The organism is Streptomyces sp. NPDC017890 (genome assembly GCF_044328675.1).
Taxonomy (GTDB): Bacteria; Actinomycetota; Actinomycetes; order Streptomycetales; family Streptomycetaceae; genus Streptomyces.
The window spans coordinates 1-14,179 of the sequence record NZ_JBIRHU010000049.1 but is presented as its reverse complement, the minus strand read 5'-3'; the positions used below and the strand labels follow the sequence as shown (position 1 = coordinate 14,179).

The window sequence follows — 14,179 nt, the reverse complement described above, 5'->3', positions numbered from 1 at the left end:
GGGGTACGTGCTGGCTCCGCCCGTCCGGGACCCGGTGCCGCTGTTGGTCGGCGCAATGGCACTGCTGAGCCTCTGGGCCCGCCAGAGGTTCCTGCGGAGCGAGAACGCCGGACACGACGGCTGAGTCCTCGTGCGGCCGCCCCCGTCGGAGCGAAAAGCGCCTGACCGGAGAGCACCCGGGCCAGGCGCCCTTCCCGCCTGTCGACTCCGAGGGGCGGGTGTCCTCAGGTACCTGCTCAGCAAGCGTCGACGCCCGCGTCGGCACCGGGAGGTCCGGCTCCGCGCGCGGGGTCACGGCCCGATGTGGTGGGCCCGGCGCAGGGACTCCAAGGAGTCACGGAGTTTCACGGCGGCCGCCGGTGCCGAGAGTGCGGCCAGAAGGTGCGGGCGGACGGGATCGATGGTGTGCGGGCGTCCCGGTGTCCGCCGGCCGGACTCACGTCAACCCGCGCGTTCCCCGTTTCCAGGATCCGACTGATCGCCGAGCCCTGCAGGTCTACGCTCAGGGCCAGGGATGCGTGGGGAACGAGCTGCGGGCCTGCTCCGGTCTCGCCGAAGCGGGCGGCTCGTTCCACGGATGTCACGCGGCGGAGACGCTGTCCGTTCGTAGGGCCGTGCCGGTGCGGGCGGTGATGTCCTCGACGGTGACTCCGGGGGCGGTTTCGACCAGGGCGAGACCGCCGGGGGTGACGTCGAGGACGCCGAGGTCGGTGATGATCCGGTGGACGCACCGCTCGCCGGTGAGGGGAAGGGCGCACTCGTCGAGGACCTTGGGGGTGCCGTCCTTGGCGGTGTGTTCCATGAGGACGATGACGCGGCGGGCGCCGTGCACGAGGTCCATGGCACCGCCCATGCCCTTGACCATCTTGCCGGGGATCATCCAGTTGGCGAGGTCGCCGCGGGCGGAGACCTGCATGGCGCCCAGGACGGCGGTGTCGATGTGGCCGCCGCGGATCATGCCGAAGGAGAGCGCCGAGTCGAAGAAGCTCGCGCCCGGCAGCACGGTCACGGTCTCCTTGCCCGCGTTGATCAGGTCGGGGTCGACCTGGTCCTCCGTGGGGTAGGGGCCGGTGCCGAGGATGCCGTTCTCGGAGTGCAGGACGACGTGGACGCCGGGCGGGAGGTGGCCGGGGACGAGGGTGGGCAGGCCGATGCCCAGGTTGACGTAGGAGCCGTCGGTGAGTTCGGCGGCGGCGCGGGCTGCCATCTGGTCACGGGTCCAGCTCATGGGCGTACGGTCCTCTTCTCGATGGGCTTGTCGGCGGCCTGGGCGGCGGTGAGAGCCACGACCCTCTGGACGTAGATGCCGGGGAGGTGGATGTCGCTGGGGCGGAGGGTGCCCGGTTCGACGAGTTCCTCGACCTCGGCGACGGTGACGCGGCCGGCCATGGCGGCGAGGGGGTTGAAGTTGGCTGCGGCGTGCCGGAAGACGAGGTTGCCGTGCCGGTCGCCGCGCCAGGCGCGTACGAGGGCGAAGTCGGTGGTGATGCCGTGCTCCAGGACGTACGGGCGTCCCGCGAACTCCCGGGTCTCCTTGGGCGGGGAGGCGACGGCCACGGTGCCGTCGTCCGCGTACCGCCAGGGCAGGCCGCCCTGCGCCACCTGGGTGCCGACGCCGGCCGGGGTGTAGAAGGCGGGGATGCCGGCCCCGCCGGCGCGCAGCCGTTCGGCGAGGGTGCCCTGCGGGGTGAGTTCCACTTCCAGTTCGCCGTTCAGGTACTGGCGGGCGAACTCCTTGTTCTCGCCGACGTAGGAGCCGGTGACGCGGGCGATGCGGCCGGCGGCGAGGAGGACGCCGAGCCCGCGGCCGTCCACGCCGCAGTTGTTGGAGACGACTTCCAGACCGGTCGTGCCGTGCGCGTGCACGGCGTCGATGAGGGCGGCGGGGACGCCGGAGAGGCCGAAGCCGCCGACGGCGAGCGAAGCGCCGTCGGGTATGTCGGCCACCGCCTCGGCGGCGCTGCCGCGGACCTTGTTCACGTGCCGGGTTCCTTTCGGGAGACGTTCAGGGGGTGAGCGCCGGGCAGGACGGTGGACCACCCGCCGTCGACGACGAGGTGGGCGCCGGTGACGTACGCGGCCTCGTCGGAGGCCAGGAAGACGGCCGCGTTCACGACGTCGTCCGGGCTGCCCGCCCGGCCCAGCGGGATGCGGCGGGCGATGCCCCGCATCGGGTGGTCGTCGGCGAGCGGGTCGGCGCGCGAGCCGTCGGTGCCGGTCGTTCCGGGGCTGACGCAGTTGACCCGGACGCCGTACGGGGCGCCCTCCGCGGCGAGTTGCCGGGTCAGCGCGATCACCGCGCCCTTGGACGCCGCGTGCGCGGTGCGCGGGCTGGTGAGGGAGCCGGTCAGGGCGGCGGTCGAACCGATCGTCAGCACGCAGCCGCGGCTGCGGAGCAGGTGCGGCCAGACGGCCCGGACCGTCAGCCGCACCGAGTCCAGCTCGGCGCGGGTCGTGGACGCGAAGTCCTCGCAGGACTGCGAGCCGGTCGCCCCGCAGCGGACGGCGTCGGCGTTGACGCAGACGATGTCGACACCGCCGAACGCGTCCACGGCCTCCTCGGTCCAGGACCGCACGGAGTCCTCGTCGGTGACGTCCAGGGGGCCCGGTGTGAGGATCGTGCCGCCCTCGCGGGCGACCAGCCGCTGTGTCTCCAGCGCCTCCTCGTGCAGCAGGTCGCCGCCGACGACCAGCGCGCCCTCGGCGGCGAAGCGCAGGGCCGCCGCCCGGCCCTGTCCGCGGGCGGCGCCGGAGATCAGGGCCACCTTGCCGTCGAGCCGTTTCACGACGCACCCTCGCGCAGGGCGTCGGAGACCGACTTGACGCCGCCGTGCGCGGTCAGGCCGCCGTCCACGGGGATCTCCGCGCCGGTGATGAACGACGACTCGTCCGACAGGAGGAACACGACCAGGGGCGCCACCTCGTCGACGGTGCCGGTGCGGCCGAGGGGTGTCTCGCGGAGGTTGGCTTCGCGGAACGCGGGGGCGGCGGAGGCGGTCATCTCGGTGTCGATGTAGCCGGGGTGGACGGTGTTGACGCGGATGCCGCGGGGCCCGAGTTCCAGCGCGGCGGTCTTCGACAGTCCCCGCAGGCCCCACTTGCTCGCGGTGTAGGCGACCGGGTAGTGGGCGGTGAGCGCGGCCGACGAACCGACGTTGACGATCGAGGAGCCCGGCGGCATCAGCGGGCTCAGGTGCTGGATGCCGAGCAGCGGACCGGTCACGTTGACCGAGTGCACCCGCTCGAAGTCCTCGGCCCGCACCTCATCGACCCGAGCCCGCCAGGTGACGCCCGCGTTGTTCACCAGGCCGTGTACCTGCCCGTACGCCTCGCGCAGCTCGGCGGCCAGTTCCGCCCACTCCTCGCCGCTGGTGACGTCGAGGCGGCGGCACCGCGCGTCCGGCGACACGTCGGTGGCGATGACCCGGGCGCCCTCGCGGGTGAGGGCATCGGCCTCGGCGGCGCCCTGGCCGCGGGCGGCGCCCGTGACCACGACGACCCTGCCGAGCAGCCTCTTGGGGTGCAGGTCGCTCACGGCCGCTCCCGGCCGCGCCGCCGGCCGGTCGGCAGGGGCACGGGCGCCACCCCGGGGACGACGGTGTTCGTGAGCGTGCCGATGCCCTCGACGGTGAGGGTGACGGTGTCGCCGGGCTTCAGCGGCGGCGGGGACTGCTCACCGCGCCGGCCCCACAGTTCGGCCAGGCAGCCGCCGTTGCCGCAGGTGCCCGAGCCGAGGACGTCACCGGGTACGACGCGGGTGCCGCGCGAGGCGTACGCGGTCATCTCCTCGAAGGTCCAGCTCATGTTGGACAGCAGGTCCTCGCCGACCTTCTCGCCGTTGACCTCGGCGGTCAGCGCCAGGCGCAGGAACCCCTCGGCGTCCCGGTACGGCTCCAGCTCGTCGGCGGTGACCAGGTACGGGCCGAGGGCGGTGGCGGTGTCCTTGCCCTTGCAGGGACCGAGGCTCACCTTCATCTCCGCGCTCTGGAGGTCGCGCGCCGACCAGTCGTTGAACACCGTGTAGCCGACGATGTGGTCGCGGGCCTGCTCGGGGGTGAGGTCCCGGCCCTCCCGCCCGATCACCGCGCCCACCTCCAGCTCGAAGTCCAGCACGGCCGAACCGGGCGGCACCGGGATGTCGTCCCGGTGGCCGTAGACCGCGTGCGGGTTGGTGAAGTAGAAGGTCGGCGCCGCGTACCACTGGTCGGGGACGCCGGCGACGCCGTCGACGGAGCGGCGTACGCCTTCGACGTGTTCCTCGAAGGTGACGAAGTCCCGTACGGAGGTGGGCCGCAGCGGGGACAGCAGCCGTACCTCGGAGACATGCGGACCGGGCGGAACGTCGAGCGCCTGCCGGCCGGCGGCGAGCAGCCCGGGCAGGCCGTCGGACTCCGCGAGCAGGGCGGACAGGGAGGAGACTCCCGGCAGCGGGAAGAGGGTGCCGTCGTCCTCCACGACGGCCACACGGTGACGGTGTCGGTGTTCGTAGGCGGCGAAACGCATGGTGCGGCTCCAGTGGAGGGGCGGCCGGGGACAGGCGGGCGACGTCGACGGTGGCTCCCGGCGTGCGGGGAACCGGGGACGCGACGGTGTGGATCGGTCAGGGCGTGGCCACCACTGCCGCGTCCCCGGCGAGGGGGAGAGGATCAGACCGGCGGGGCCACGAACACACCGCGGTCGGGGTCGTTGAAGGACTCCTTGGCGACGAGTTCGTTCATGGGGTTGGCGGTGCCCCACTGGTCGGTGACCTCGGGCTGGGAGAAGTCGTAGACGTGCGGGTGCCAGGTGTCCTCGTCCAGGCACTCCAGCTCGGTGGTGTACTCGACGGTGTTGCCGTGCGGGTCGAGGAAGTAGGTGAAGGTGTTGTCCCCGGCCATGTGCCGCCCGGGGCCCCACACCTTCTTGAAGCCCGCCCGGATGACACGCCCGGAGCCGCGCATGTACTCGTCGATGCCGCGCATCTCGAAGGAGATGTGGTGCAGGGCGGTGTGCGGGCCCTTGGCCAGTGCCATGGAGTGGTGCTGGCTGCTGATCCGCATGAAGTGCATGACCTCGCCCATGTGCGGAGAGCTGAGCGTGTCGGAGAGGGCGAAGCCGAGGTGGCGCTCGTACCACTCGCGGGTGCGGTTCAGGTCGGGGGAGTTGAGGACGACATGGGAGAGCTTGACCGGGATGGACTCCTTCTCCTCGATCCGGCGGTGCTGCCGCACCTCGACGTCGGCCGAGACCTCGATGGTGCGTCCGTCGACGTCGAAGAAGCGGAAGCCGTAGCCGCCGCCGGGCGTGTCCACCTTTCCCGGCCGGGAGATCAGCTGGACGCCGCCCGCGAGCAGTCGCTCGGCGAGGGTGTCGACGTCGGCGGGGGACGCGGCGCCGTAGGAGACGAGGTCGAGGCGCTTCTCCTCGGCCCGGCGCAGCCGCACGACGTACTGCTCCGGGGAGCCCTCGGCGGCCAGGAAGGAGATGCCGGAGTCCTCGGCGACCTTGGTCAGGCCCCAGACGCCGGCGTAGAAGTCGAGTTGCTTGTCGTAGTCGGGCACGGCGAGGTCGACGTGCCGCAGGTGGGTGAGCAGGCGCATGGTGAGTCAGTCCTTCCGGAGGAGGGCCGCCGCGTTGCCGCCGCGGACGGCGTGGAAGTCGGCCTCGGTCAGTCGTGCGGCGCGCAGGGCGCCGACCGGGTCCTCGGTGCCCATGTCGAAGGGGAAGTCCGAGCCGAGCAGGACACGGTCCGCCCCGGCGACCCGGACCAGTTCCCGGAGCACGTGCGGGTCGTGGACGAGTGAGTCGAAGTAGAGCCGCTTGAGGTAACTGCTGGGCAGGTGCGCGCAGCCGGCGCCCGCGTCGGAGCGGGCCGACCAGGCGTGGTCGGAGCGGCCGATGTGGGTGGGCAGGTAGCCGCCGCCGTGCGCCGCGATCAGCTTCAGGGCGGGATGGCGGTCGAGCACGCCCGAGAAGATCAGATGCGAGAGCGCGACGGCGTTCTCGGTGGGCTGGCCGACCGTGTTGGACAGGTACCACTGGTCGAGGCGCTCGTCGAGTGTGCATCCGAAGGGGTGGAGGAAGACGATCGCGCCGGTCTCCCCGGCCCGGGCCCAGAAGGGCTCGTACGCCGGGTCGGACAGCTCCCGGCCGGGGGCGTGACTGGAGATCTCCACGCCTGCCAGGCCCTGCTCCAGGGCGTGCTCCAGGGCGCGTACCGCCTGGTCCGGGTGCTGGAGGGGGACGAGCCCGAGGCCGCGCAGCCGGTCCGGGGCGGCCGAACAGTGCGCGGCGGTCGCCTCGTTCGCCAGCAGGTACAGCTTCTCGGCGCTCTCCTCGTCGGTCCAGTAGTGGTAGTGCGAGGGCGAAGGGCTGACCAGCTGTACGTCCACGCCCTGCGCGTCCATCGCGGCCAGGCGCACGGCGGGGTCGGTCATCCTGGGGACGCGTTCGCGGACCATGGGCCCGCTGACGGCGAGGGAGGCGGGGCCGTTGCGCCGGGCGTCGAGTGCCCGGGCCTCGGCATGCCCGGGCAGACCGGCCACGAGCGCGTCGATCTCGGGCAGCAGGACGTGTGCGTGCACGTCCACGGTGGGCCCGGTCGCGTCGGTCACGGCAGCTCCCTGAGCATGGTCATGGTGCGGGCCATCAGGCCGGGCACGTCGGCGTCGCGCACCCCGTCGAGCTGCCACTGCCCGATCTGCACCGACGCCTCGACGACGGGCCGGACACGGGCGATCCGCCGCTCGTAGTACGCCTGGAACAGCGCGTCGTCCCAGGCGTCGGACCCGGTGAGCATCTGGGCCAGCACCCACGCGTCCTCGAGGGACAGGGCGGCGCCCTGGGCGAGGGTGGGCGGGCAGCAGTGAGCGGCGTCGCCGACGAGGACGACGCGGCCGCGGTGCCAGGAACCCTCGACCAGCATCCGGTCGAACCAGGTGTAGTTGACCTGCGCCGGGTCGGTGATGTGCGCGGTGATCTCCGGCCAGGAGCCGCCGTAGTGCCGGGTGAGGCGCCGCATCTCGTCCGCGTACGACTCGGGCGGTATGGAGGCGCGGTCGCGGTTGGCCTCGACGACGTACGCGTACAGGGTGGTCTCGCTGGTCGGGCAGTACCCGGCGATGTAGGCGGGGCCGCCGTAGGCGAGGTCGGTGCGGACGACACCCGCCGGACGGGGGGCCGCGACGCGCCAGATGGCCATGCCGGTCGGCTCGGGCTTCGCGGTGACGCCGATCGCGGCACGGGTCGTGGAGCTCAGGCCGTCGGCGGCGACGACCAGGTCGTAGCGGCCCTCGGTGCCGTCGCTGAGGCGGACCGAGACGCCGTCGGCGTCCTGGTCCAGGATCTCGGCGGTGGTGCCCAGCCGGACCGACGCGCCACTGGCACGTACGGCCTCGATGAGGATCTGCTGGAGCCGCGGTCGCTGCATGCCCACGGTGGCGGGCAGGTCGTCGCCGCCGGTGCGCAGGTCGTCCTGCGCGTGCAGGACGGTGCCGTCGGGGGCGGTGATGCCGACCGATCCGAAACCGAAGCCGGACGCCTCCACCTGGTCCCACACGCCGAGTTCGCGCAGCACGCGCAGGGCGTTGCCCTGGAGGGTGATGCCGGAGCCGGCGGTGGCGTTCCAGTCGTCCTTGGCTTCGACCAGGTCCACCGCGACTCCGGCGCGGCGCAGCAGGACGGTGATGGTGTTGCCGGCCGCGCCGCCGCCGACGACGAGGACCGTGCGGGGTTGGGTCATGTGGAACTCCCTTGTTCCTCGGGCTGGTTGCTACTACTTCACGGCGATCGGGTTGACGGGGGAGCCGACCGCGCCGGTGATGGGCAGGGGCGCGGCGGTGAGCGAGAACTCGTACACGCCGTCGGCCGCGCAGTCCTCGGCGAGCGCGTCCAGGTCCCACATCTCGCCGATCAGCAGGCCGATGTGCGGGATGGCGACCTGGTGCAGCGGCTGGAAGGCGTGCTCGAACTCGTTCGGGCGGACCTCGAAACCCCAGGTGTCGGTGGCGATCGCGGCGATCTCGGTGCCGTGCAGCCAGCCCGCCGAAGTGAACGACAGTCCGGGCGCGGGACCGCCCGCGTACTCGCCCCAGCCGTCGCGGCGGACCCGGGCGAGCTGGCCGGTGCGGACCAGCACGATGTCGCCCCGGCCGACGGACACGCCGTGGGCCTGCGCGGTCGCCTTCAGGTGGGCCTCGGTGATCGCGAAACCGTCGGGCAGTCCGGCGTCCGCGCCGACCACCCGGCCGACGTCCAGCAGCACACCGCGTCCGGCGACGTGCGGGGCCATGTGCTCGATGCCGGTGACCAGGTCCCCGTCGGAGGTGACGACCTTCTCCGCCGGGCGTCCGTTCCACGCCTTGCCGTGGTCGAAGATGTGCCCGAGCCCGTCCCACTGCGTGGAGCACTGCAGCGGCATCGCGATCACGTCGTCGGCGCCGCCGATGCCGTGCGGGAAGCCCTGGTTGCCGAGGGCGGCGTCGGTGCCGGTGTCGAGCATGGTGTGCACGGGGTTCGTCCGCCGCCGCCAGCCCTTCTGGGGGCCGTTCATGTCGAAGCGCTGGGAGAGGGAGAAGCTGACGCCCCGCCGGACCAGGGCGGCGGCCTCGCGGCGCTTGGCCTCGTCGAGGAAGTTCAGGGTGCCGAGAACGTCGTCGTCGCCCCAGCGGCCCCAGTTGGAGTACGCCTTGGCGGCCCGTGCGATCGAGCCCTCGGGGTCGGTGCGGTCGAGGCCCTCGACGCGGTCGGGGGTCACTGAGCCGCCTCCGCCACACATCGGGTGCGCTGGGCGCCGAGACCGGTGATGGCGCCGTCCATGACGTCACCGCCGCGCAGCAGCCGGCCCCAGTGCATGCCGTTGCCCGCCGGGCTGCCGGTCAGCACCAGGTCACCGGGCAGGAGACGGGCGGCCTGGGAGGCGTAGGACACCATGCGTGCGACGTCGAAGATCATGTCCTTGGTGGACTCGTCCTGCATGGTCTCGCCGTTGAGCTTCAGCGTGAGCCGCAGGTCGCCCGGGTACGGGACCGACTCGGCGGGCACGATCCAGGGACCGAGCGGCGTGAAGCCGGGAGCGTTCTTGCTGCGCAGCCAGTCGGTGCCGATCTGCGGCATGTCCCGGCGGAAGACGGTCGCCCGGTCGGTCAGGTCGTTGGCGATCGTGTACCCGGCGACGTGGTCCAGTGCCTCCTCGACGGACACCCGGTGGGCGGGCCGGCCGATGACCGCCGCCAACTCCAGCTCCCAGTCGGGCTTCTCGGCCCAGGAGGGGAGCACGACGTCGTCGTACGGCCCGGTGATCGCGCTCGGCAGGCCGATGAACACGTACGGCAGGTCCTCCGCCGCCCGCCGGTCCATGATGTCCGCCGCCTCCGCGCGCCGCTCCTCCTCGGGCCGGTCGTCGCCCGGGGCGCGGTGTGCGACGTGCAGGTCGATCACGTGCTGCCGGTAGTTGGCCCCCGACTGGAACACCTGGTGCGGCTCGACCGGCGCGTGCACCCGGAAACCCGCCAGCGGCTTCCTGGCCGGGGCGCTGTCACCCGCCAGCGACCGCAGTCGCGGCAGCGCCGTCTCCCAGCTCTCCAGCAGACTCCGGACGGTCAGCCGTTCGTCGCCGAAGGCGACGCGCAGATCGAGCACCTGGGCGTCGGGAGTGACGAGGGCGGGGAAGGCCGGCCCGTCGGGGGCCGACAGCGTGCCGAGGGCGAAGGGGCCTGCGAACAGCGCGGACGAGGGTTCAGGTATCACGGACATGTCCTCCTGATTGCGGTGGGACTAATCTGGACCCGCCACCCGCGATCAGGGAAATAGATTCTGTGGATGCCCTGCATCCAGCAGATTAATTAGTCCTGGTCGGTGCCGTACCGCAAGGGGAAGTCCCGTGAATCTGGCCCGCCTCGACCTCAACCTCGTCGTAGCCCTGCGCGCCCTCCTGGAGGAGCGCAACGTCACCCGGGCCGGGCAGCGCGTCGGCCTCAGCCAGCCCGCGATGAGCGCCGCCCTCGCCAGACTCCGCCGTCACTTCGACGACGACCTGCTCGCCCGCGTCGGCGGGCACTATGAGCTCACCGCCCTCGGCCAGGTCCTCCTCGACCGCACCTCCACCGCCTACGACCTGCTGGAGCGCCTCTTCGCCAGCCAGGCCGACTTCGACCCGGCCGAAGAGAAGCGCGAGTTCAAGCTGATCGCCTCCGACTACGCCGTCGCCGTCTTCGGCACCGAACTCGCCCGCGTCGTGCACGAGGAGGCACCCGGCATCCGGCTTCGTTTCGCCCAGACCCCGCCCACCGTGGTCGACGACACCGCCGCCCTGCTGAGCGCCACCGACGGCCTGCTCATGCCGCACGGCGTCATCAGCGACTTCCCCGCCACCGACCTCTACGAGGACCGCTGGGTCTTCCTCGTCGCCGCCGACCACCCGAGCGTCGACGACCGGCTCACCCGTGACGACCTCGCCCGGCTGCCGTGGGTCACCTATCAGCGCACCTACGACGCCCCGGCCGTGCGCCAGCTCGGCATGCTCGGCATCGAACCCCGGGTCGAGGTCTCCGTCGACAGCTTCCAGTTGCTGCCCCTGCTGGTGGCCGGCACCCGGCGCATCGCGCTGGTCCAGGCCCGCCTCGCCCGGCTGCTCGGGCCGCTCGCCCCGGTGCGCGTGCTGGAACCGCCGTACGAGGCGGTGCCGCTGCGGGAGGCACTGTGGTGGCACCCGGTGCACACGCACGACGCGGCCCACATCTGGCTGCGGGAGACGGCGGCGCGGGTCGGCCGGCGGCTGGCCGGGATGCCCGGGGCGTGATCGCGGGCCGGCGCGTACCACCCCACCGGAGGTCTTTCCATGATCACGCCCCGCCGGGCCTTGCGATTCGATGACCGCGGCGGACGTCGGACCGGTCCGACGACGCCCGGGCACCGTCATCCATGAATTCTCCGCCCGGGCGCGCGTTGCGAACCGCGACATCCGCGGGATACTTGAATGGGAGTTCGAACGGCAGGCCGGCCCAAGCTGATATATGGCCACTGTTTATATGACGACTGTTGCAGTAAATGGCAGGCAGTGGAATTGCGGAGAATCTTATGCATGGGCAAGTGCGGGCAGTCGTCGACCACGCGCCGATCGCGATGATCGCGGTCAGCGTCTATCGCGATGGGACTCTCATCGAAAAGGCCCATACCGACGATGAGGGTCGTTACAGTGCGGAGGTCCCCGAAGGGGAGTTGGTCACGGTGAGGTTCGACACGCATCATTCGCTGACCAACGCCGAGGACTGGCATCCGTCGGTGGTCGCCAACGTGATCGTTGACGACGAGCGTCCATTGGATCGCTTTTTGCTCAAGAGGGGCCATGGCGTCGATTCAGAATCGACCGTGGATGCCCTCAGTGGATACCTTTTCGCCGCAGAGTGGGAGGATGAGGACTACGCTCGAACGGCTGCGTCCCGCCTGTCCGGACTGAAACAGACCAGCGAGGTTCTCCAGGCAATCCAGCGAAGGCTCCAAGACCACTTCACGGCGAAGTCCTAGGTGGTGGGACCGGTGAAGACCTAGGTGATCGGACCGTGAAGACCTTGGTGGTCGGTCCGGTGAAGACCTTGGTGGCCGGACTGAGGAATTCCGAGCGGCTCGGCGTCGCGATGGACCCGCTGCTCCGGACCCGGGGCCGGTGCGCTCTGCTCGGTCTATCGGGGTGAACCGCTCGTCACGCCGCCCGAGAACGTGTCCGTCCCGGCCGCGTACGCCGCGGTGAACCGCTCGGCGGCCTCCCAGAGCTCGCCTTCGCGCTGCGGGTCGTAGGACTCCTGCGACGAGCGGGCCACACCGCTGCGGTCGACGTAGGAGCCCGTCGGCGCATGGGTCGTGCCGAGGACGACGTCGGCGAGGCAGCGGCCCGCGGCACTGCGGCTGGTGGCGAACGGGGTGAGGGTCATCACCGGCATGATGCGGCGCATCGCGAACCGGGAGACGGGACCTGCGTCGCGGGCGAGGCCGGTGCCGGGGACGAACCCCGGGTTGTAGGCGACGGCGTCGATCCCGGCCGGGAGGCGGCGCGCGTACTCGTGAACCAGGTAGATCGCGGCCAGCTTGCTCGTCGAGTAGGCGGTGCGCCCGCCGGCCGCGGTGTCCGGCGCGGGGAAGGCGCCCGTGCGGGCGAGGACGCCCGGGGATTTCCAGGCCGGGCCGGGCACCATGCCCATGTTGTGCCTGAAGTCGCCGAAGTGGGTGTCGCTGGCGGTGATCACGATCCGGGCGGGAGCGGTGAAGCGGTCCCGGAGCAGTCGGACGAACAGGTGGTTGGCGAGCACGTTGACGGCGAAGGTGGCCTCGAACCCGTCGGGTCCCTCGGTCAGCGCGTTCGTGTACTGCACACCGGCGTTGCCCACGAAGCCGCGCAGCGGCGGCAGGTCACCGCGGTCCAGCCGGTCGCGGATCTCGCCGGCAGCCGAGCGGACGTCGGCCAGCGAGCCGAGGTCCGCCGAGACGTGCGAGACCGGGTGCCCGCCCGCGCCGAGCTCCGCAGCGAGCCGCACGCCGGAGGAACCACGGGCCACGACCAGGAGGTGCGCGTCCGGCGACCGGTGCAGGATGCGTTCCGCGGCGACGCGGCCGATACCGCGGCTCGCGCCCGTCATCACGATGGTGTGCTTCATGGAAGGCTCCTCAACTGGTCAACCGATGGCGCCCGGCTCGGGCGCATCTCCACGTTCGCCGGTGGCACCACCGCCAACCAGTGCCGTCCCCGTCACCAGGACTGGCAGTACCAGGCTCATCCGGCGCCGCGCGGCGACAATGAGCTCATGGCTTCCTCCCGCTGCGATTTCGCCGCACTGCTGCGCGCCTGGCGCGACCGGCTGTCCCCGGCCGACGCCGGCTTCACGATGACGGGCGGCCGTCGTGCTCCGGGACTGCGCCGTGAGGAGCTCGCACAGCTGGCCGGACTCTCCGTCGACTACGTCCTGCGCCTGGAACAGGGACGTGCGAAGAACCCCTCGGCCCAGGTCGTCGGCGCCCTCGCCCGCGCCCTCCAGCTCTCCCGCGCCGAGCGCGACCAGCTGTACCGAAGCGCCGGGCTCCTTCCGCCCCAGGACGGGAAGGTCAGCACCCACGTGCCCCCAGGCATCCAACGGCTCGCCGCGCGCCTGGGCGACGTACCGATCGGGGTGTTCACCGCCGACTGGTCCCTGGTGTGGTGGAACACCACGTGGAGCGCTCTGCACGGCGACCCCGCCGTCCTCCCGGCCGCCGAACGCAACCTCGCCCGTGCACTCTTCGGCAACGGCGCCGCACATGCCTCGATGCTTCCCGTCCGATCCGAGCGCGGACAGGACGCCTTCGCGCAGTCGATCGTCGCCGACCTCAAGGACGCCGTGTCCCGCTATCCGAGGGACGCCCAGCTCGAACGGCTCGTGCGGGAACTGCGAGAGGTGTCCGATGCCTTCGCCCGTCACTGGGCCACACGGACGTCCGCCGCCCAGCACACGACGGACCGCAAGACGATCCGGCATCCGGAGATCGGCGACATCCTGCTCGACTGCGACGTCCTCATCGTTCCCGGCGCGGACCTGCGCATGGTCACCTACACGGCAGCGACCGGAAGCAGCGATGCGGGGAAACTGGACCTTCTTCGCGTCACAGGCGCCCGTACTGCCACCGCGCTCCCCTGACCGGCGGCCGCAGGGCGGGCACGCCACGCCGTTCGCGCGAATCTCCGCGTTGGCACCGACCACTGCCGGTCACGGCCCCAGCGCGCACTCGACCTGCGTCGTCCCGCAGCCCGAGAACGCCTCAGCCCTGGCTCCGGACCCGTCCTGGCCGGAGGAGACCGGAGGACCACGGTCGGCCGGGCGCGAGGGCGTTGACGCGGTTCTCGTCCTCGCGGCGGCCGTGCGCCGGGCCCGGGTGCCCGTCAGACCCTGGTGCCGTCGAAGGGCCGGCAGCGGGCGAGGAGCCGCAGCTGACCGCGGGAGTGGTGGGGCCCGCGCAGGGTGTCCCGCGGTCCGGTACCAACCCTGACTCTTGACCCTCACGTGGCGTCAGACTCCATAGTCGGCTCCATGGCCCGTCAGCAGGCCGCAGGCGCCCGCGGTGACGGCCGGACCCAGAAGGAACCGCCGGGCGGCTTACGCAGTACGGGTGAATGAACCGATGGTTCCGTTCGGGGTGGTGCCTGGTCTTTTACGGTTTCCGAATGGATCCGGGGGTT

14 protein-coding genes are annotated in these 14,179 nt (G+C 71.9%); 3 read left to right on the top strand and 11 right to left on the bottom strand.

The features are described from left to right. Nucleotides 1-580: 580 nt before the first annotated feature. From ACH4F2_RS34570 to ACH4F2_RS34525, 10 genes are all read right to left on the bottom strand, one after another. Complete coding sequence (locus tag ACH4F2_RS34570) at nucleotides 581-1,228, bottom strand: CoA transferase subunit B (RefSeq protein WP_398136679.1); 648 nt, start codon at nucleotides 1,226-1,228, stop codon at nucleotides 581-583. Continuing rightward, the gene (locus ACH4F2_RS34565) at nucleotides 1,225-1,980 is read right to left on the bottom strand and encodes a CoA transferase subunit A (protein WP_398136678.1); all 756 of its coding nucleotides are present in this window, start codon (nucleotides 1,978-1,980) and stop codon (nucleotides 1,225-1,227) included. The genes ACH4F2_RS34570 and ACH4F2_RS34565 overlap by 4 nt, the downstream gene beginning before the upstream one ends. Further along, nucleotides 1,977-2,786 carry an SDR family NAD(P)-dependent oxidoreductase gene (locus ACH4F2_RS34560; protein ID WP_398136677.1) on the bottom strand — a complete coding sequence of 270 codons (810 nt, stop codon included), beginning with the start codon at nucleotides 2,784-2,786 and terminating at the stop codon, nucleotides 1,977-1,979. The genes ACH4F2_RS34565 and ACH4F2_RS34560 overlap by 4 nt, the downstream gene beginning before the upstream one ends. Continuing rightward, nucleotides 2,783-3,535 (bottom strand): SDR family NAD(P)-dependent oxidoreductase, encoded by a 753-nt coding sequence (locus ACH4F2_RS34555; protein WP_398136676.1) that lies wholly within the window; start codon nucleotides 3,533-3,535, stop codon nucleotides 2,783-2,785. Before ACH4F2_RS34555 ends, ACH4F2_RS34560 begins: the two co-directional genes overlap by 4 nt. Continuing rightward, complete coding sequence (locus ACH4F2_RS34550) at nucleotides 3,532-4,503, bottom strand: fumarylacetoacetate hydrolase family protein (RefSeq protein ID WP_398136675.1); 972 nt, start codon at nucleotides 4,501-4,503, stop codon at nucleotides 3,532-3,534. Before ACH4F2_RS34550 ends, ACH4F2_RS34555 begins: the two co-directional genes overlap by 4 nt. 143 nt (nucleotides 4,504-4,646) lie before the next feature. Continuing rightward, complete coding sequence (locus tag ACH4F2_RS34545) at nucleotides 4,647-5,579, bottom strand: VOC family protein (protein ID WP_398136674.1); 933 nt, start codon at nucleotides 5,577-5,579, stop codon at nucleotides 4,647-4,649. A gap of 6 nt (nucleotides 5,580-5,585) precedes the next feature. Further along, complete coding sequence (locus tag ACH4F2_RS34540) at nucleotides 5,586-6,593, bottom strand: amidohydrolase family protein (protein ID WP_398136673.1); 1,008 nt, start codon at nucleotides 6,591-6,593, stop codon at nucleotides 5,586-5,588. Then, nucleotides 6,590-7,720: an FAD-dependent oxidoreductase gene (locus ACH4F2_RS34535; RefSeq protein ID WP_398136672.1), complete on the bottom strand. Its 1,131-nt coding sequence runs from the start codon at nucleotides 7,718-7,720 to the stop codon at nucleotides 6,590-6,592. The genes ACH4F2_RS34540 and ACH4F2_RS34535 overlap by 4 nt, the downstream gene beginning before the upstream one ends. Before the next feature lie 33 nt (nucleotides 7,721-7,753). Further along, nucleotides 7,754-8,734 carry a cyclase family protein gene (locus ACH4F2_RS34530; protein WP_398136671.1) on the bottom strand — a complete coding sequence of 327 codons (981 nt, stop codon included), beginning with the start codon at nucleotides 8,732-8,734 and terminating at the stop codon, nucleotides 7,754-7,756. After that, entirely contained in the window at nucleotides 8,731-9,732 is a 1,002-nt protein-coding gene (locus ACH4F2_RS34525; protein ID WP_398136670.1) for a fumarylacetoacetate hydrolase family protein, read from the bottom strand. The genes ACH4F2_RS34530 and ACH4F2_RS34525 overlap by 4 nt, the downstream gene beginning before the upstream one ends. A gap of 127 nt (nucleotides 9,733-9,859) precedes the next feature. Here ACH4F2_RS34525 and ACH4F2_RS34520 point away from each other — a divergent pair, with 127 nt between their 5' ends. Next, nucleotides 9,860-10,777, top strand: coding sequence for a LysR family transcriptional regulator (locus ACH4F2_RS34520; protein ID WP_398136669.1), 918 nt, complete (start codon nucleotides 9,860-9,862; stop codon nucleotides 10,775-10,777). 290 nt (nucleotides 10,778-11,067) lie between these two features. After that, entirely contained in the window at nucleotides 11,068-11,502 is a 435-nt protein-coding gene (locus ACH4F2_RS34515) for a carboxypeptidase regulatory-like domain-containing protein (protein WP_398136668.1), read from the top strand. A gap of 155 nt (nucleotides 11,503-11,657) precedes the next feature. On the opposite strand, the gene ACH4F2_RS34510 is transcribed toward ACH4F2_RS34515, so the two are convergent. After that, the gene (locus ACH4F2_RS34510; RefSeq protein ID WP_398136667.1) at nucleotides 11,658-12,626 is read right to left on the bottom strand and encodes an SDR family NAD(P)-dependent oxidoreductase; all 969 of its coding nucleotides are present in this window, start codon (nucleotides 12,624-12,626) and stop codon (nucleotides 11,658-11,660) included. Between the two features lie 147 nt (nucleotides 12,627-12,773). Between ACH4F2_RS34510 and ACH4F2_RS34505 the strand changes: the two genes are divergently transcribed. Further along, nucleotides 12,774-13,640, top strand: a complete 867-nt coding sequence (locus ACH4F2_RS34505; RefSeq protein ID WP_398136666.1) for a helix-turn-helix transcriptional regulator — start codon at nucleotides 12,774-12,776, stop codon at nucleotides 13,638-13,640. The last annotated feature ends 539 nt before the right edge of the window (nucleotides 13,641-14,179 follow it).